Origin of the sequence: Sphingomonas sp. SORGH_AS_0789, from assembly GCF_031453055.1 — a bacterium.
In the GTDB taxonomy this organism is placed as follows: domain Bacteria; phylum Pseudomonadota; class Alphaproteobacteria; order Sphingomonadales; family Sphingomonadaceae; genus Sphingomonas.
Window position 1 is genome coordinate 3,965,323 of record NZ_JAVIYV010000001.1, and the last position, 18,116, is coordinate 3,983,438.

Below are 18,116 nucleotides of genomic sequence, written 5' to 3' on the forward strand. Positions count from 1 at the left end.
CGAACCTCACGATTGCGTGGGATCGAAAGCGAGGAGATCCTGGACCGCGCACAGGAAGCGCGCGCCGAGCCGGAGCGAGGCGAGCCAGTCGTCGATCCTCGACGCGTCGGGAAGTGGGTACAAACCAGCGACGTCGGTGAATCCGGCTTCCATCCCGTGGCGAGTGATATCGTCGAGTTCATCGGCGAACGACGCAAGGGGCACGATCGTTAGCGGCGGGAGGTGGAAGCACTCCTCCAGTTCGGGCATGTAGTCGAACAGGATCTCCTGCTCGACATGCCACGCGTCGCAGTCTGATGGAGATGCACCCACGGCATCGTGTGCCTCGCGGACGCGGTCCAGGCGCTCGTTCAAGGAGCGGGGCAGCAGTGCGTCGCCGACTGCATTCTCTGCGATCATCCATGGCGGCCGGTCAGCATTCATTGTCGACGGGAGGATCTGGCCATCAAGGTCCTGCTCGCTCACACCGTGGAGCTCTATCAGTGCCTGGCGAGCCCATTCGTCATCGGTCTCGCCTTCCCAGTTGTAGGCGGCGTACGCGTCGAAGAGATCCCCGTAACCGAAGACCGGCAGGACGCGCCCCAGCATCCGCTCGAGCGCCGAATAGGCGGTAGCGCGCCAGGGGATCGGCGCATCGCTGTCTTCGATCCAGCCGAGATCGAGTTGACCAAGACTGTCGCAGTTTACAGCAAGGGCGGAACGGTCACCGGCCTCGTCGCTGCGAACAGAAACCCGCAGGTCGGCGAGCACGACAGGTTCCAGAATGTCGGACACTGCCGTGGCGAAGGCACGCTCGATACGACGCCGGGCTTGTGAGCGAGTATATTCCGTCCCGTTGCTGTGGTGCCCCCCAACCCAGGTCCCGATCAGCCGGTGCTGCGGTGACAACGGGCCATCGAAGACGGTGGGTATGTCGTCTGCCAGCCGGACCGCGCGGCCAGTCAGGTCAACCAATCGGGGCGAGTTGCATTTCGGGCGGCGGCCGAAGTGGCTCGCGCCCGTAACCCTCGCTCGCATGCGTGCCGGCAAGGACCGCCGCGTGAAGGTGGCTTGCCTGCGCGCTGCAGGTGGGGCGGGAAAGACCGGGCTGTTCGCTTTCATCGCTTGCGATCCAGTCGAGGAGGGATTTGCGCGGCGCAGCGGGGATCGCCGATGGCTTTTGGCTGGCCATGGGTTCAGCCCTTGGTCCCGACGGCACGGCGATATTCGATGACATGCGCATCGCCAGACACGCCGGCGTCGACCATGTCGGCGTTGAGGATCGCAGGATACAGCGTGGCGTGATAGGCGCGCAGCGCGGCCGGGTCCTCGGCAAGGTGGGGAGGCACGGGAAGATCGATGCCGTCGTAACGATAGCTTCTGGTCAACTGCCGGATCTGCATGAACGGTCTCCTGCGAGATGGTCGTCGAACGAAAATCGATGGCGATCAGAAGAGAGTGGCCGGCTCGTCGGCCCTGGCACCGGCGGGCGGGCTGGTCGGTGCCGGTGCCTTGACGGGTGCGGGCGCCGCCGCCTTGGGCACTGCTGGTGCGGCTTTCGTCGCCGCGGCGCTGGAGGCAGCCTGTTTCGCCGCTTCGGCCGCCTGCCGCTGATCGGCGATCTGGTCAGCCAGTGCCTTCCGACTTGCGATCAGTTGACCAAGCGCGCCGTCCTCCCCCAGCGCAAGTTCGGCATCGATTTCGTGGGCGGGTGCCGTGATCGCGATCGGACGCGTCTCGTTTGCGTCCAAGGCGCTGGTGGCCCCTTCCCGCTTCCGCGGAATGATCGTCAGTGTGACCGTGTCACCCGGCCCGGCGACCAGATCGAGGCCGAGTGAGTAGCGTCCCAGCAGCGGGAGAAGGTTTGCGATCAGCATGGCGGTCGATCTTTCGTAGTCGTGATAAAGCAGGTCAGGCGGCGATAGCGGTGACGGATGTCGGGCCGGCCGATGTGAGCGGCGGCGCATAGGTTCCGTCGAGCGTCATCGCGCTGGGCAGGCGACCTGCCCAGTCGAAGCCGAAGCGATGGATCATGCCGCTCAGGAGGTCGGCCTTGGTTGCGCCGAGCAGTTTGGCGAACGCCTTGTCCCCCATGTGCGCGACCAGGCCGCATTCACGTGCGATGAAGGTCAGTTCGGCCTTGGTGTAGCGTTCGAGGAACGCCCGATCGACCTGCCAGCTGTCGCGCAGATCGACCGCAAAAGCGCGGGCAAGATCGGCAACGTGGTCGAAGCTGCCCACGTCCCGGGCATAGGCAGCGCCGATCACCGCCAGCACATTCCCGGCCGGACCATCGGACAGCCCGTCGATGTGAGCGATCTTGCCCGCGAAATGGAGGCTCGGGAAGGTCTCGCCAACGAGCAGGGCGGCGCGGGAGGTCAGGGTCTCGGGCTTGATCTGGCTGAGCGTTCCCGAAAGAGCCGCGACTAGGATCGCGGTGCGGGCCTTCGCCGGGTCGCCGGCGAGCGTCCGGGCGACCGCGGTCCTCCAGCTTGCCTCGCGATACTCTTTCGTCCGTGCCGCGATATAGCGTGCATCGACGGTCGGAGCGCGAACGGAAGATGTGGTGCTCACCGGCTTTACCGGCTTCGGCGGCATCGCCCCGCTTCCGACGTCCTTGGCCGAAGTGATCCCGTCCGTCCGGTCTTCGCCGCTTCGCGACGCCGCTTCATCGTCGACACCGCTATCCTCCGGTCTCTCGTCGTCGACCTCGGGATCGTCAGTCGCGTCACGTGCGAGCCGTGCCGCTATCTCCTCGCGCTCGTCCCGCAACATCTGCTCGACTGCCTCGGTCTTGAGCTGGAAGCAGGTTGCATTGGTGCAATGACCGTCCTCCACATGGGTGTCGAAAAGCGCACGCTGCGTCGCGGAGTTGAATGGACAGGTGGTGCATTCCGACTTGTCGAACGAAGCATGTCCAAGGTCCTGCGTCACTCGCATCAGCAACTCGCGGGTTTTCGCAACGTCGAGGTTCGCGCCGAGGATGGTTTCCAACGCCTTGTCCTGCTTGTCGCCTGGGACGGCGGCGAGCAGTTCGGCATGACCGACCTTGATGCGGCGCTCGTCGAGCGCCGATTTGACCGTCTCGGACAGGCTGGCGAGCGCGAGACGCCGATCGAGCTTGGCCCGCGACCAGCCAAGCCGGCGGGCGGCCTCGGCACGGTCGTTGCCGCAGGCCGCAAGGCGACGGGCGGCGGCATCCGCCTGCTCGGTCTCGGACGCATCATCGCGGGCGTCATTCTCGTCGATCGCGGCTTCGAGCGCCTCATCGTCGCTCATCACGCGGATCACGACCGGGATGTCGCCATCGGAACCATAAACCTCGAGCGCCGCGCGGTAGCGCCGCTCACCGCAGACGATCTCGAACAGATCGCCGACGACCGGTCGAACGACGATCGGCTGGAGGATGCCGCGTAGCCGCACCGATGCGACCAGTTCGATATGCTTTTGGCGATCGAAGTAGCGGCGAGGGTTCGCCCCCTTGACGATCCTCGAAAGCGGCAGCGTATCGCTGACCGGGACTGGCAAAGCGCTCAAGACGGTTCTCCTGGCGGGATACGGAACACCGATGCGGCTGCGCGGCGCGCGGCGAGCAATCGGCGCGGTCATGCCGAGCCACGGCCTGGTCGTTGGACCGGGCCGCGCATCGTCGGGACGGCAAATGGATCGGCTCGGTCAGCGTGCCTGTTCGAGCAGCTTCGTCGCCTTCGCCTCGAGTTCGAGGCGACTGTCCTGATGCGTCCTGGCGCGGGCGAGCGCCGTGATGCCCTGGACGAAGTCGAAGACGGATGCTGGAGGGTGCCCCTCCTCGGCGAGCACCATCTCGATGACCTTGGAGGTTTCCGCCTTCGAGAAACCGCGCCTGCGGAGGAAGTCGGTCCGATCCTCGTCGTCCCTGGCAACGATCCGCTCACGGGCCGACCGAATGCCGTCGATGAAGTGACGTGGCGAACTGTCGGCAAAGCTTTCGAGCGCCGGCGCCGCCTGATGCGCGAACCGCGCCGCCGCGAACTTGGAATGGCGGATGTTGACCTGCTGGAAATTCTCCGCGCCCCAGATGTTGCGGTTCTGGCACACGCCGCGCAGGTAGAAGGTGGCGATGCCAAGCGTCTTGGCGCCGACCTCGCTGTTCCAGCAATAGAAGCCGCGGAAATAGTAATCGGGATCACCGTTCGGCAGCTTGCCCGCTTCGATTGGATGGGTATCGTCGACCAGGAACAGGAAGACGTCGCGATCCGAGGCGTAGAGCGTCGTCGTCTCGCGGCTGACGTCGACATACGGGTTGTGGCACATCGAACGCCAGTCGAGGACGCCGGGCACCTTCCAACGCGAATCGCCGACGCCGTTGCCGGCGATCTTCATCACCGCGGCGACCAGTTCATGGTCCCAGATGCGGCCGTAATCGGGACCGGTTACGGCGCGCAGTTCGGTACGACCAGCGTCGGTCTGGAGGAGTTTCACCTGTTCGGCGCGGTGATGGAGCAGGCCGTGCTGCATGTTGATGCCCGCGAGAACCGCGGGAAGCTGGCGCAGGTAGGACGCCGGCGCGCCGACAAGGCTGCAGAGCTGCCCAAATGACCAGTTGGTCGGTGCAATCGGGCCGCCGGTGTCCGGCACCAGGAGCGCCAGTTGCTCGCGGTGCTCGCCGCGCGCCTCGACGCGAATGCTGGCGCTTTCGACGACTCCCGTTCGTGCCCGCTCTGCCCGCCCGCGGACGCTGGCATAGAGGTCGGTCAGCGAGAGATATCGCTCGTCGTCGGGACGAGAATACCATTCCGACGAGACGCGATCGATGTTACGCCCGCGCGAAATGTCGACGCGGTAGGCGCCATCGACCGGCGGCCGGTGGGCGACGGAAGCAAAGCTCGCCATGGATATGTCTCCTGCTGCTATAGGGCTAGGATCCGGTTTCCCGATCCGCCCTTCTTCCCACTCTTCCCTTCCGGCAGGTCGGGCCGCCCTCGGGCATCGATCGACGCGGCCGCCCATTCCGTGATCCACCCGGCGGTGATCTGGTCGTGCGCGATCTCGCCTTCCTCGATCAGGCGGTGGATTTCTGCACGAGCATCAGCCAGTGCCCGTTCCCAGGCGTTCACTGGCAACGCGTCCGGCATTCCAAGATCGAGCGCTGTCTGGACAGGTACGGGATGCGCGCGCCGCATTCGCTGTCGTTCGGCCCAACGCTGCATATGGGCAGCGACCATCGCCGCGGTCTTCGGCCGGCCAGCGGCATGAGCCTCGCGGCGGGCGGCAATGCCATAGGCCTGACTGTCGATGCTGGCGACGCGGTCGCCGAAGCTCGCCAGGAACGACAGCGCCGTACCCTTGACCCCAAAGCCATGGAGCCGGACATCTCGCGGCAGCTTTCGATCCAGCCGATCGATGACGGCAATCAGGCCCTCCGGACCGCCGACATGTCGGCGGCAAAGGCTGCCGACGCCGACGACCTGCCCGGGGCGCACCAGATGCGCGATCCCGTCCCATGATCGAAGATAGTCATCCGGCCGCCTGCCCTGCAGGACCGGCTTGAAGGCGCATGCAATGCCGGCCTCGGTCGCGCGTGCGTGACAGGCCCGGTTCAGCCGGATCGTCCGGGCGATCCGGTCGAGCACTTCATCGCGATCGCGCGCGATCTCGGCTTCGCAGCACAGGTCGAGGCTGGCGAACCGGCGGAACGGGAAGCTGGCGGCCAATCCGATATAGTCGTCGATGCTCCATGGGATTCCGCGCTCCTTCACCGCCAGCACGAAGCCGGCGCTATCGAGATCGAGCGACACGAGATCATGGGCGTTGGCGAGCGTGCCGGTGCGCCACCCGGACCAAATGCGACAACCGTCGCGCCGCTTCCAGCGCGAGAAGGCGTTTGCCGATACGAGCACCGGCACCTGCATGGCGCGGGCGCGGTCGAGCAGCGGCCCCCTCGACAGATGGGGCAGGCCGACGACGATCTCGATCGCCACGGATCAGGACTGGTTGGGCCGTCCCTGCCTGTCATATCGCGTCGGATCGGCGCCCGGGACGTCCCAGCCGAACATCGAGCCGGCGAGCATCGCGGCGACATGCGAGGGACTTGCACGAAATACCGCGTTGATCCGCTCGACCGTCATGCCATCCGGGAGCGGCCAGTGGCCGGACTCGCCGCGCTTCATGACGATAGGCTCGTGGGTCGACAGGCAATATGTCGCGCACATCTCGGGCAGAGTGTGCGCCAGATCGGCAGGCTCGGTCATAATGGCAGGCTCCGTCCAAAGATAAGGGGGAACGGACTCAACAGGCCCGCCAGCAGCACCAGCGCTCGGCAATCTGTCGTGGCGTCAGGAGATCGTGGCTGCGAGCGCAATAGCCGCGGAAGGCCGGATCGAGGGCAAGGCCTGGGTCACGCAGCAGCGTGATGACCTTCTCTATGACACAGGTGACAGCATCGCTCTCGTCTGCGCACTCCTCGGCAAGAAAGGCAGCGAAAGTCTCGGGCGTACCCCGACGGGCGGCGTAGCGGAGCAGCACCGCAATGCGACCGGCATCGCTCCAGCCTGCCTCGGCCGCGATACGGCCGAACAGCGTTTCAATCATCGAAAACTCATTGCGAGCGCCGGCAACGCTCGCTTGACCAGCTCTTCAGTGGAACAACCGCAAATCGGGCTGACGGCAGTGGGACGCCTTGCCGCAGATGCCCAGGGGACACGGGCCGTACTGCCCCTCGCGATCGGCGAGCAGATCACGCGTCGCATGCAATTCGACAAATGGCCCGCTATGTCCGATCGGGCGTCGGCAATGCCTGGCGACAGCGGCGCCGCCGGAGGGACACGGGACCTCAAGCACGGGATCGCGTAACCAGCGACGGCTGCAGCCTGGCCGAAGGCAATGGGCCACGCTCCGAACGATGTGCGCCATCACTCGATGCTTTCCGGTCAGGGTATGACGTAGCGCGCCATATGCTCCCAGCACAGCGCGAGCGCGTCGTCGGGAGTTCGGACGCTGCCGAGTTCGCAGGCGATGTACCGGCACCGCCCCGCCCGCCGTTCATGCGCGCGGACGTCGATGACGTCGCCCGCAGGATAGTGAACGCCACGACGATCGTTGAACATCGCGGGCATGAAGGTCAGCTGATAGGGTGCGTAGAGGCTGACCCGGCGATCGTCAGGCGACCGAACATGCGTTTCGGTCGCCAATTGGCGAAGGAGTTGGTCGACGTCCTCGGCCTGAGCCAGATAGGCACTACGCAGCCGAGCGATGCGAATGGCCTGTTCTGGCGTGCCATAGCCATCGATCCGCAGCCGCTCCATGAGCAGCATCGCGCGGCGAGCGGCGTCGAAATGATCGGAACAGGCGAACTCGGTGACCTGCGACCGATTGTCATAGATGACGGGCGTCGGGAAATCGGCGTCGCGCCAGCGTGCCAGTCCCTCCTCAACGGCATAGGCCCAGGCAACGGCATTCTCGTCCTCGGGATCGAAGCGCGCCGCCAGTTCGCGATAGGTACCGAAATCGTGGGCGTTGCGTTCGACACGGAAGGCGGCACCCGCAGGCGGTGCACCATGACACGCGATCAGGGTTGCCCGGTAGCATAGGATCTCGAGCAAATTGGCCTGATCAAACAGGTCGGTGATACCGAGTTGCGCGCAGGGCTCCTCGGCGGGGGCGGGACCGATGTTCAGCGTTTCACGGGTCATGGGCGGACGTCCTCCTTGCCAGCACGTCCGCCCCGCCCCCTCCCCCCCTTCGATCAGGCTGCCTTGCGTTCCCATTCGTAGAGCAGATGGGCGTCCGGGTTACGTTCGTCGCCCAATGCGATCCGCACCAGGCGGCCATCACAGGCAAAGCCGGCGGCGCGGGGATAGTTGAGGTGGCTGCCACCGAGCACCAGGTCGGCGGAGCGGATCTTCTCCACCACTCGCGTGACGCCGAGATTGCGTGTCGGCCAGGGCGCATGGATCAGCTTCAACGTGTCACCGGGCTTGACCGTCTTGCGGAACGCCGCGAGCGTCAGCTTCTGTTCGACCGGATCGGCCATGCCGCGACGCGCCGCGAGCGCCGTCCAATAGGCCGCTCCGATCCGAACCTCATTGTAGAAAGCGCAGGACGAGTAATCCTGGTACAGGTTGGACCGAGTGAAACCGAACCGTTCGATTTGGTCGCGCACGGTGATCTGGAATGCGGAACGATCGGTGTCCGCGGTGAGGTCGGCGGCGTGATCGAGCAATTCGACGAGGACTTTTCGTCCCCCCGCGAAGGTTTCGCCGCGCACCGCAAAGCGGCTTTCGGAGAAGGTCGCGGCGAGGTGACGTTCGATCCGCCGGCAGAGGTCGGGCAATGCTTCGCCGGCACGATGCAGATCACCCTGATAATGGAAGTTGCCGCGATCGTCAGTCGGGGTCTGGCTGTAAAGGCGCGTTTCCTGCGCCGCCATATTGACGTCGGTCATGATGTCATCTCCTTGGATGAAGGGATCGATGACGCGCGACCACGCTCCCGCCGGTCGGCGCGGTGGCCTCGGTCGCGCGGGTTGGATTCAGTTGCTCAAGGCGGCGGCGAGCGCCTCGTCGGTAGTCCCGCTCTCGATGCGATCGGGGTGCACGACGCACCAGCCGCCGCCGAGTTCGCCGACACGCGGCTTGTTGCAGGTCCAGCAATATTCGAAGCCGACAGGTGCCTGCCGGAGGCTTTCACGACAGCAAAGCTGGATGAGCCGGGCAACCGCATTGGGTTCGAAATCCGTCATGCCGAAGATCGTGGCCTGACAGAGACCGGGGTCCGTTAGCGTGTTGGCGCCTTCGATCTCGGCGCCGAAGTCAGGAAAGTGCGGATCGGCGAACAGGGTACGAAAGCCACGCCACGCATCGCCGCCAGATGGGGGAAAGATGTCGAGGAACTCTGGGCTTGGTGGATCAGGCTCCATATCTGCCGCGAGGTTGGCTGCTGCGAGGAACGCCTCTTCGAGCAATGCCATCTCCGCGTGCGAGCAGGCAAAGGCGAAACTCGCCTGAATGAATGTGTCAGCCATGGCGCGCGCCCGTCATATCTGAAGGGCTGTCGTCGACGACGGTAAACGATCCGGGCGTGAAATTCCCGCTGGCTGCAATCGCCTCGATCGCATCGAGGCTCCCGAGACGGCGGATCGTCGCGAGATCGAACACCAGTTGGTCATCCTCGGCGACGGCATGTACCTCCGGCCCACCCGATCCGGTGAAGACGATGCGTTGCGAACTGAAGCTGCCCGAACGACCGCCAGACCAGCGGACATAGGACAGACCATGTTCATGGCAGAAGGACTCCAACTGGCGGAAACTGCCAGATGCTACCTCGTGCGCCATGAGTATAAGAGGCTCGTCCGCCGGAATTTGATCCCCAACGAAAGGTTCGCCGTCCCAGTCGAGGCGGGCATCCTCGTCGTTGATTGTCTGGGTGAATTCATCGAGTAGCGATCGTGGCAACTTGCCACCGATCGTGATCCTGGCCGATACGCGGTCTGCCATGGCAGTTCTCCCGGTCGAGCACATGCGCGTGCTCACCTATCCGCCCTCCCTCCCCTCCCCTCATCCGCGTTACGAACGCTGATCCCGATAGGGCTGGACATGACGGCCCTTCGTCGCTCAAACCTACGAAACCGATGCTTCCATGAAAGATGTATGTGATGGCCGATGCCGAACAGCCCGATTTCACGACGCTGACCGTCCAGTTGCTAACCGCCTATGTCTCGAACAATACGGTGCCGATCGATCAATTACCGGCACTGATCGAGAGTACACGCGCCGTGCTTGCCAAACGGGATGAACCTCAGTCAGCCGAGACCACGCCTGAGGAGTTCGTGCCCGCGATTTCTGTTCGAAAAAGCCTCGCGTCACCTGAGTACATCATCAGCATGATCGACGGTAAGCCCTATCGGACGCTCAAGCGGCATCTCTCGACGCATGGCCTTACACCGGCTGACTATCGGAACCGGTACAAGCTGCCTGCCGACTACCCGATGGTTGCTCCCGCCTATTCGGAAGCACGCCGCGACACCGCCAAGCGGCTTGGGCTCGGTCGCAAGCCAGGGCAAACGGCGGCCCAAGCCAAACCGGAGACGGACGGCCCGGCGCCTGTTGCGGCCGCCACTCCGAAACGCGCACGGCGCAAGGCGACGGCTGCCGAGACGGCCTGACCCCGAACGCTCCCAGTAAAGAATCTCGAGCCACTTAATTTGATGCCGTAGTGCGTCGCATGCGGCTTACAACGGACGCATTTCAGCTTCTCGGCGAGGGTGTCGCCATCGATCTCGAAGTCGACGCCTAGCCTACACTATGACGGGCTATCAATGCGACGACACCGGCCTCCCGGCTGTTGTCCTCATAATACTTTATTGTATAAGTGAAAGGATCGCGGCCGCACGATCGACCGGCACGAACAGACGCGTTTTATACTGAATGATCTGTGTGAAGCATCCCAGGTATTTAAGCCATTCGCGCTTTTCTGCGGGATAATCGCGAATCTCCAGGCGCCAGTCGCCGTTGACCATGACCCGGTGCAGCGATGCATTTCCAAGCGCGGATAGTCGCCCTGCGTCACCGGCCATGGCGCAGGCGATCGTCTCGGCGATTGACATCCTCGACGCGGTTTCCACGCCAAATTTCTCGGCGAGCCGCGCCAGGGCATAGGTCGGCACGACCCGGCCCAGTTGGGAATAGCCATGAAGATCGACGATGCGGCGGACGCGGACTGCGTCGTCCGGTAGCTTGTCCCATACTGGCAGAAGCAGTCCCGTGGCGATCGCGACCTCCTCACGATAAAGTTCGTTCCGCGCCGCCGCCGCTTCCGCTTCCCATAGCGCGCGAAAGTCCGCCTTCGGAATCGCATGCCAATGGCTTCGCTGAAGCTTGCTTGTCGCTATGCGTTCGGAGGCGGTTGGATGAACAAGCCTGCACATCGGAATCGGCCGGCCCTCTTCGTCCGTGATGGACCAGGAGGGCACGCGCAACGCTGCACGGCCCGACTTCCGATTCTGCAGGAACACGATATCGTCGACACGCCCGTCCGCCGTCATTAGTTCGTCGAACGCCTTCGCGTGCCGGCGCATTTTTAGCTCGAGGCGATGCAAGCGCGTTTCCGCCCCGGTCTCAGGGTCGGTTCGCAAGAGTATATCATCGAGCAACAGGACGCGGTCGGCCAGGATAGTCTCGACGCCAACGTCCAGCGTCCCGGCGGCGCGGGCCGCATCGACCCGTGCCTCGATCAGCCCGAGATACTCATCGAAGATCGCGTTCTGCACACCGATACGGAGGGCAAGTATGCGATTGAGCCACCGCTGTATCGGCGGAAGCTGCTGGCGAAGCGCCCCACTCTCCTCGGTGAGGGACAATCCGGTCATTTCCTCAAAATTGCTCAGGCTGATGCTGGCAAGCTTGCCCTGCTGAAGCAGACGATACCACTGGCTCAGCGATTCCCGGGCCATGTCACTTTCGAGGTTGTCGGCTGGATTGAACAGATTCTGACTTCCTGCCTGGCGCTGGCCCCGGGTTAGCGCACCCAACGCATCGAGACGCCGCACGATCGTCGATATGAAACGAAGCTCTCCCCGGCAGTCGGTGGTGACTGGCCGGAAAATCGGCGGTGTTTTCTGGTTGGCACGGTGCGAGCGTCCGATACCTTGAATGGCGTTTGCAGCACGCCAGCCGGGTTCAAGAACCATATGTACGCGGCGGCGATCAGCACTTTTCGTAGCACGGTCGCTGTCGTAGGACCGCCCAGTCCCTCCGGCTTCGCTGAATGCGAGGATATGTTTTCGCGCAGCCATGAAGGCGTCGGTTTCAGCCAGATTGGCACGACTGCCACGACGTTCGATCCTCTGTCGCCCTGAGGCATCGACGATGATTCGTCGGCTTCGTCCCGTCACCTCGGCAAGTCGGTCCGGGCCGAAATGACGGACCAGTTCGTCAAGCGCCGCTGGAACAGCAGGCATCGCGCACAAATCTTCGATAAGGCGATCCCTGGCCCGGATTGCAGCCTGACACGCTACCGCATTGCCGCCGGCGTCGAACATCGGTTCTGAGCGCATCGTACCACCGGAATCTTTGAACACTCGCATCTGGCGCGTCGGGAAAGCGCTCTTCAGATAATCGATCATTGCGTCGCGGGGCGACAGGTCCAGATCGAGGCTGGCTCGTTCCTCGGGTCCCAGCGCGGCAAGGCGTCGGTCCAAGACTGCTTCGGCGGTTGTGACGAGCTGAACCACCACCGAGTGACCTGTATCCACTTCGCGTTCGATGGCCGCGATCACGGACGGCATCTTCATTCCGATCAGGATTTGCGAGAAGAAGCGCTGCTTGGCGGACTCGAACCGCGACAACGCGGCTCCCTTCGCCTGGGCGTTGAGCGTATCCCCTCCTACCTGGTCGATCACCCCGCTGGCCTTCAACGCCTGGTCGAGCCCACGATGGATAATAGCCCAGGCGTCGGCATAGGCATCGTAGATCCGGATCTGATCGGGGGTCAGGCGATGGACGAGCGGATCATACTCGACGCCGGCAAAGCTCAGGGAACGAGCGATGTAGCGCCCCATCGCCTTCAGGTCGCGCGCGATGACCTCCATCGCCGCGATGCCCCCGGCCTCCATCGCAGCAAGAAAGCTGGCTCGATTATCGAAAGCGGTGCCTGGTCCCCAAAGGCCGAGGCGAGTTGCGTAGCAGAGATTGGCGGGGTCGGTAGCACCCGTGGCCGACACGTACAGAATACAGGCGCGCGGGACGGCATTCTGCAGTCGGACACCGGCCAAACCCTGCTCCGATCCCTTGGTAGTGCCGAACTCGCTTTCGGTGCCGGCAGCATTCGCCATGCAATGCGCCTCGTCGAAAACGACCACACCCTCGAAGTCCTCTCCGAGGAATGCGAGGATTTGCTGCAGGCGCGAGGCGTGCTCCCCGCGTGACGAACGAAGGGTCGCATAGGTCACGAAAAGGATGCCGCTCGTCATCGGAATGGCGGAGCTGATGGGAAAGGCGTCAAGACCCTGGATGTCGATCGCTACGCCGCCAAGGGCCGTCCAGTCGCGGCGGGCGTCCTCGATCAGTTCCGCGCTTTTGGATATCCATACATGACGACGGTATCCGCGACACCAGCGATCCATGATGCAGGCTGCGGCCTCGCGGCCCTTGCCAACGCCGGTGCCGTCGCCGACGAAGAAGCCCATCCGATAGGCTTCGCCATCGGCATGCTCGTCCAGTTGATTCCCCGCCCTGTTGGGTCGAAATCTCCCAACCAGATCGCGTTCGAAAGCGGCGCCTGCAAGGATCACCGTTTCGAGCTGCGCCTCGGACAATCCGGCGACGGTACGAGCGGGCAAGCGTGGACGGTAGCCGACACGTGGCGGCAGCACCGATGCCATGGCGACGGACTCGACCAATTCGTTCGGGTGCGGCTTGGCTCCGGGTATGTCGATCCGCGCCAACCGCCACGGGGCGTAGATGCCAACGACCTCGCCCACCGGCCGAGGTTCGTCGAGCAGCGTATAGGAGAGCAGCGGCACCTCATTTTCTACGGCAGGCGCCGGCTCAGGGCTGGACAATCGATGGACCGCAACACCTCCAAACAGCCCTCCCGATAGGGTCATGGGCCGGGTCAGTGGAGGTCTTGCCGGCGGAGCCGCCGGTGGCGGTTGATCATCGCAACGCAGTCGGGCTGGCACCCCGAGCACGATCGGCAAAGCCATCTCGATCGACTCTGCGACATGTCGATCGGGTTTGCCGATCCATCCCTTGTCGAAGATGATCAACCGAACGGCGATCGAAGTGCCGTGCTTGGCATAGGCGCCGCCGCCTATGGTGATCTCGGCCCGCGGGAGCACGACCTCGGCGACGCTGGCATAGCCTGGCCCGCCCGCGCCCTCCGCCATGAACGAGGGCGGCATGATCGCGACGCACCGTCCGCCCGGCGCCAGACGCTCCAATGCCGAGCGGAGGTGGCGGGCACTGGCATGACGATCCCGACCCCGCAACTCGCTGCGACTGAAGGGCGGATTCATCAGGATGACGGTGGGCTGCTCAGTAGCCGGCAACAGGTCGTCGATGTGCTCGCCATCGTGTCGGGACACGGATTGCCCGAATGTGCGGGCCAGCAGATCGGCTCTTCCGGTATCGCGCTCGTTCAGCGTCAGCGTGGCTTCGGCCCGTTTGGCGTGGATCGCAAGCATTCCGGTCCCCGCCGACGGTTCAAGGACGTGGTCTTCAGGCTCAATTGCCGCCGCCACCGCTGCCAACCACGCGAGTGTGATCGGCGTCGAGAATTGTTGCATCTCGATCTGCCCCTCCGAACGGTAGGTCTGCGTCGGCAGATTGCGCTCGAAAGCGCGCAGGCGGGCGAACACCTCGTGCGGAGCGGCCTCGACGTCGCTCGGCCAGCTCCAATCACAGAGGGCAAGAACCTGCGCCGTCTCGAGCGCGTCGTAAGCGTCGCGCATCGACCACGCGCCATCGGCATCGGAGCCACCGAAGCTCTCCCGCATCAGCCGCTTGATGATTTGCGGAGTAACGGTCTCGCCATGTTCGAAGGCGCGTGCGATCGCCGACGCTACCGCAGATAGCCGCGACGCGCGGTCTGGCTCGCCACCCTCAGGTGCGAGCGCCAGCATTCGCTGGGTCATGAAGAACCTCCGGATCGTTAAGGCAATCGGGGCGGCTGGTGGCCAGCCCCGGGCTTGGACTTCATGCGGCTTGATCGAGGTCCGGTTCGTCCACACCGATGACGGAGGCCTGCCGTTCCTTATCGGTGTGATTGCCTTCGACTGATGCAACCTGCACCTGCGGCGGCGGTCCAAACCGCATCGCATCGGGCACCCAGGCGAGCGCCCGAGCCTTGATGTCTGCCTCGACGATCGTGTCGCCAGCGAAGATCCGCTCGGCCGAAGCGGCAAGGTCGTGCTTCTTCGATGCGCCGTACCGTGCACGGAGCTCTGCCCCGCCGACGTCCTCCAGGATCGACAGCGTCGCTTTGAGGGTCAGTTTGTCGAAGAAGTTTGTCGCTGTCGGACGCCACCATGCCGCGACGTCGATGTCGAGCTTCTGCCCCGCGCGATCGATCAGCGCGGTGCCTGGCTGGGCATGCGGGACTGCATGGAGGGTTCGGGCGACGCACCAGCCGAGCCACGCCGCACGGGACTCATCCGGGAGAGAGCAAAAGGCATCATAGCGATCGTCGATTGCCTCATGCACTGCCCAGCTGCGATCGAGCGCGTCGTCGAACTTCGCCCACTCGGCCGCGGCAGCCGTACCGCTGTCGAAGTCTCGTGCGCGGGTTGGCGCAGCGTCCGCACGAAGCTCGCTGGGGATTTCTGCGCTGTCGTTGGGGCGAACTGCGCGATCGGCCATCAGGAAGGTGCCCAGATCGAGCGCGAAGGGGGGATTGTTGGCGACGTGAACCGCGAGCAATTCGGTCTTCATGATAGCCAGCCGATCGATCTGCACCTGGCTCATCATCGGCTGCTCGGCCGGCCCGTCTGTTCCCGTAATGTCCTCGCAAGCCCGCGCGGCAGGATCGCGATCGACGGCTGCGCCATCCATGTCTTCGCTCTCAAGTGGAGTGAAGGTCGGTGCAGGCAGCGCGAAAACCTCGTTATGGAGTCGCGGCTGACCATCGCTGCCGATGATCAGATACGCACGCGCATTCGCCCGTTGCGCCTCTCCTAGGTCTGCCGAACGCGCCTCGATGGCCTCATACTCGACGATCAAGGCTGCAAGGCGGTCTTGGCCATCGCCCTCGGCGCCATGGTCAGGAGCGTCGTCGTCGGACGTGATCGTCGCGATTTCGGTCCTCAGCGCCTCGAGCCGTTCCTCCTGATCGCACGTCAGCGGCTGCGGCTCCCCGTAGACTGGTTCGAGGTCATAGGTTTCCGTGTACGGGACGACCGTGGCCGGGACGGCACGGACTTCGCCATACCCCTCACGCACCTGGATTTCCTCGGCGGCCTTCAGCAGCGCCTCCTGGGCAAGCTGGTCGACGATATGGGTATCCAGCCACCGTTCGTTGTCCGCATCGGTGAACAGGTCGTTATCGAGCTGGCCGCCCGCTGCCAGATAAGCTTCGCGTCCGATCAGGAGACAGCGCGGGTCGCTTGCCTTGTAGCTGTAGGATGCGATCAGCCGCCGGATTTCGTTGACGTTGTCACGGCTGTGCCCTTGGCCCAGAAGTTCGAAGACGGCGGCCTGACGGTCGATGTCCGACGTCGAGAGGGCATAAGCCTCGGCGACCTCGAGTGAGATCTCGCCGGCGTCGAGAGCGTTGAAAATCGGCGTTGCCAGATCGGCAAGTCGGAGGCGGCTGCGGATGTAGCGTTCGGTCCGGTGCATCCGCTTGGCGAGAGCGGCAGCGCTGACACCCTCGATGCGGATGATATCCTGATAGCCCCGACATTCCTCGGTCGGCGTCAGATTGGCGCGCAGTACATTCTCGATCAGGCTCGTGGCGCTTGCATCCTTGCCGTCGCGAACCAGCACGGGAACCGGATAATCAGGGTCGAACACGCCATCGGCGATGTTGGCCTGCACTGCCTCCAACCGAGTTCCACCGGCGGAGACATAGTACCAGCCCTTCTTGCGCGGCACCGGGCGTCCCACAAGGTTCTGATAAATGCCGTTTGATGCAATATTCGCCTTCATCTCCGCCAGGAAGGCCGCACTGCGCTTCTTGCGGGTGTTCTTGGGGTCGAGCATCAGTCGCGATGCGGGAACGAGGATCGGAAGCTGGGACATGCGCGGATACTCCTTGGCGCCGCGGACCTGACCGTCAGGCCGCCTGCCGCAGCCCTTCCACTCCCCCTCCCCTCACCGCCCGAAGCACGTCATTCCAATCGTTAAGCCCATACCATGGCCAGAGCGTCTCGATCGTCCGCCCAGGTGCGGCATGCGCGATGGATGCCGCCAAGGCCCCACGCCTGCCCGGCGCATCATTATCGGGGAGCAGGAAGAGGCGCTCAACCGTGTCGGGTATGGCTACCTGCGCCATGCGTCCCGCGCCGAGGACCGCCCAGACGGGGAGGCCCAGCAGGATCATGGCCGAGAGGGATGTTTCGACCCCTTCGGCGAGGGCGAGGTTGTCGTTTGCTGCGGCCAGACGGACGGCGCCACTGCCTGGATGGCCAATAAGCCTCCGCGGGCGGCGAAGGTCTCTGGCGCGGCGGCCATATGCATCCAGAAAGGTGCGCTGAAGGGCAACTAGTTGGCGCGCCGCAGTGACAGCGGCCAGCATGGCAGGCCGATGTTCCAGGGCGCGACCACTGCCAAGCGGGGTTTGGGGATGAAAGCGTAGCGACGGTGGCGCGATATCTATGGCGCGTCGGCAGAGGTAACGTTCGGCGAAGGTGCCCTGAACCCGTTCAGAGGTGTTCCAGAGGCCGATCAGACGTTGCTTCTTCCATTCGGTGTGCGGATCGTATGCTCCGACAAAGCCGGGGTCGGCTCGGCATTCGAGCGCCAGCGGGCGCAGACGACTGACCGCACGTAGCACGTCGCGCGTGTCGCAACCCGCGAAGCAATGGAACAGAAGTCTAGTATGGCCAACGCGAACCGAGAGGCTTGGCAGCCGATCGGCATGTGCAGGGCACAAGCACATACCCCGATCTTCCCGCCATACGCCACCGAGGCGACGGACGAGATCAGACCCCACGATTTTCAACTCGGAAATACCCAGATCGAGCAAAGTCGTTTTCCCATCAAGCCGCGACACCATGAACCCCGCCCACCCCCGACATATTAAAGCCGAATCGGATTCGTTCGTGACCGCGATTGTCATGAAATCTGCATGGATTGCTGAGACTTGCTCGTCAGAGTTGGTTCTGACCCAGTCAGCCAGAAAATCAGCAATCGGGATGTATAACCATGTACACGTTCAGGAATTGCGCAGATATATCAATACCATGAATGCTCGAACGACCGAAGTTGCGCCAAGCTAGGTTTTTCGAGATTTCACACCATGACGTGGATGCAACGGACCAGCAATCGGATATTATGGGAACCTCGGCCGGTGGCAACGTCGTGCCGTTCGCCTAAACGACTATGCTCAGCGCGGGATCGATTGGGTCGGAGAGACCGGCTAATTTTCTTTTGATGCGGTACCGCGGCGAGGATGAGGACTGCTTGAGCGCTTCCGTAAGGGTTAGCTCGCTTTGGGCAAGC

17 protein-coding genes are annotated in these 18,116 nt (G+C 63.8%); 1 reads left to right on the forward strand and 16 read right to left on the reverse strand.

The window, feature by feature from the left end:
• Positions 1 to 6: 6 nt before the first annotated feature.
• The 13 genes from QE360_RS17910 to QE360_RS17970 all read right to left on the reverse strand — a co-directional run bounded on the left by QE360_RS17910 (position 7) and on the right by QE360_RS17970 (position 9,452).
• Entirely contained in the window at positions 7 to 954 is a 948-nt protein-coding gene (locus QE360_RS17910) for a hypothetical protein (protein WP_309703745.1), read from the reverse strand.
• Positions 947 to 1,171 carry a hypothetical protein gene (locus tag QE360_RS17915; protein WP_309703747.1) on the reverse strand — a complete coding sequence of 75 codons (225 nt, stop codon included), beginning with the start codon at positions 1,169 to 1,171 and terminating at the stop codon, positions 947 to 949. Before QE360_RS17915 ends, QE360_RS17910 begins: the two co-directional genes overlap by 8 nt.
• A gap of 4 nt (positions 1,172 to 1,175) precedes the next feature.
• Positions 1,176 to 1,382, reverse strand: coding sequence for a PRTRC system protein C (locus QE360_RS17920; protein WP_309703749.1), 207 nt, complete (start codon positions 1,380 to 1,382; stop codon positions 1,176 to 1,178).
• Between the two features lie 45 nt (positions 1,383 to 1,427).
• Positions 1,428 to 1,856 (reverse strand): PRTRC system protein E, encoded by a 429-nt coding sequence (locus QE360_RS17925; protein ID WP_309703751.1) that lies wholly within the window; start codon positions 1,854 to 1,856, stop codon positions 1,428 to 1,430.
• 34 nt (positions 1,857 to 1,890) lie between these two features.
• Positions 1,891 to 3,588: a PRTRC system ParB family protein gene (locus QE360_RS17930; RefSeq protein WP_309703753.1), complete on the reverse strand. Its 1,698-nt coding sequence runs from the start codon at positions 3,586 to 3,588 to the stop codon at positions 1,891 to 1,893.
• A 66-nt stretch (positions 3,589 to 3,654) separates the two neighbouring features.
• Complete coding sequence (locus QE360_RS17935) at positions 3,655 to 4,851, reverse strand: DUF932 domain-containing protein (RefSeq protein ID WP_309703755.1); 1,197 nt, start codon at positions 4,849 to 4,851, stop codon at positions 3,655 to 3,657.
• A gap of 17 nt (positions 4,852 to 4,868) precedes the next feature.
• Positions 4,869 to 5,939, reverse strand: a complete 1,071-nt coding sequence (locus tag QE360_RS17940; protein WP_309703757.1) for a hypothetical protein — start codon at positions 5,937 to 5,939, stop codon at positions 4,869 to 4,871.
• Between the two features lie 3 nt (positions 5,940 to 5,942).
• Positions 5,943 to 6,209 (reverse strand): hypothetical protein, encoded by a 267-nt coding sequence (locus QE360_RS17945; RefSeq protein ID WP_309703760.1) that lies wholly within the window; start codon positions 6,207 to 6,209, stop codon positions 5,943 to 5,945.
• Positions 6,210 to 6,246: 37 nt separating this feature from the next.
• Entirely contained in the window at positions 6,247 to 6,549 is a 303-nt protein-coding gene (locus QE360_RS17950; RefSeq protein ID WP_309703762.1) for a hypothetical protein, read from the reverse strand.
• Positions 6,550 to 6,887: 338 nt separating this feature from the next.
• A complete protein-coding gene (locus tag QE360_RS17955; protein ID WP_309703763.1) occupies positions 6,888 to 7,649 on the reverse strand; it encodes a hypothetical protein in 762 nt (253 codons plus the stop codon).
• A gap of 53 nt (positions 7,650 to 7,702) precedes the next feature.
• Positions 7,703 to 8,401, reverse strand: coding sequence for a hypothetical protein (locus QE360_RS17960; protein WP_309703764.1), 699 nt, complete (start codon positions 8,399 to 8,401; stop codon positions 7,703 to 7,705).
• A gap of 87 nt (positions 8,402 to 8,488) precedes the next feature.
• The gene (locus QE360_RS17965; RefSeq protein ID WP_309703765.1) at positions 8,489 to 8,980 is read right to left on the reverse strand and encodes a hypothetical protein; all 492 of its coding nucleotides are present in this window, start codon (positions 8,978 to 8,980) and stop codon (positions 8,489 to 8,491) included.
• Positions 8,973 to 9,452 (reverse strand): hypothetical protein, encoded by a 480-nt coding sequence (locus QE360_RS17970; protein ID WP_309703766.1) that lies wholly within the window; start codon positions 9,450 to 9,452, stop codon positions 8,973 to 8,975. Before QE360_RS17970 ends, QE360_RS17965 begins: the two co-directional genes overlap by 8 nt.
• A gap of 158 nt (positions 9,453 to 9,610) precedes the next feature.
• Here QE360_RS17970 and QE360_RS17975 point away from each other — a divergent pair, with 158 nt between their 5' ends.
• Positions 9,611 to 10,120: a MucR family transcriptional regulator gene (locus QE360_RS17975; protein WP_309703768.1), complete on the forward strand. Its 510-nt coding sequence runs from the start codon at positions 9,611 to 9,613 to the stop codon at positions 10,118 to 10,120.
• Positions 10,121 to 10,315: 195 nt separating this feature from the next.
• Here the strand turns inward: QE360_RS17975 and QE360_RS17980 are convergent, their stop codons facing one another.
• The 3 genes from QE360_RS17980 to QE360_RS17990 all read right to left on the reverse strand — a co-directional run bounded on the left by QE360_RS17980 (position 10,316) and on the right by QE360_RS17990 (position 17,733).
• Entirely contained in the window at positions 10,316 to 14,590 is a 4,275-nt protein-coding gene (locus QE360_RS17980; protein WP_309703770.1) for a strawberry notch family protein, read from the reverse strand.
• A gap of 61 nt (positions 14,591 to 14,651) precedes the next feature.
• A complete protein-coding gene (locus QE360_RS17985; RefSeq protein ID WP_309703772.1) occupies positions 14,652 to 16,694 on the reverse strand; it encodes a ParB/RepB/Spo0J family partition protein in 2,043 nt (680 codons plus the stop codon).
• Positions 16,695 to 16,728: 34 nt separating this feature from the next.
• The gene (locus tag QE360_RS17990; protein ID WP_309703773.1) at positions 16,729 to 17,733 is read right to left on the reverse strand and encodes a toprim domain-containing protein; all 1,005 of its coding nucleotides are present in this window, start codon (positions 17,731 to 17,733) and stop codon (positions 16,729 to 16,731) included.
• Between the last annotated feature and the right edge of the window lie 383 nt (positions 17,734 to 18,116).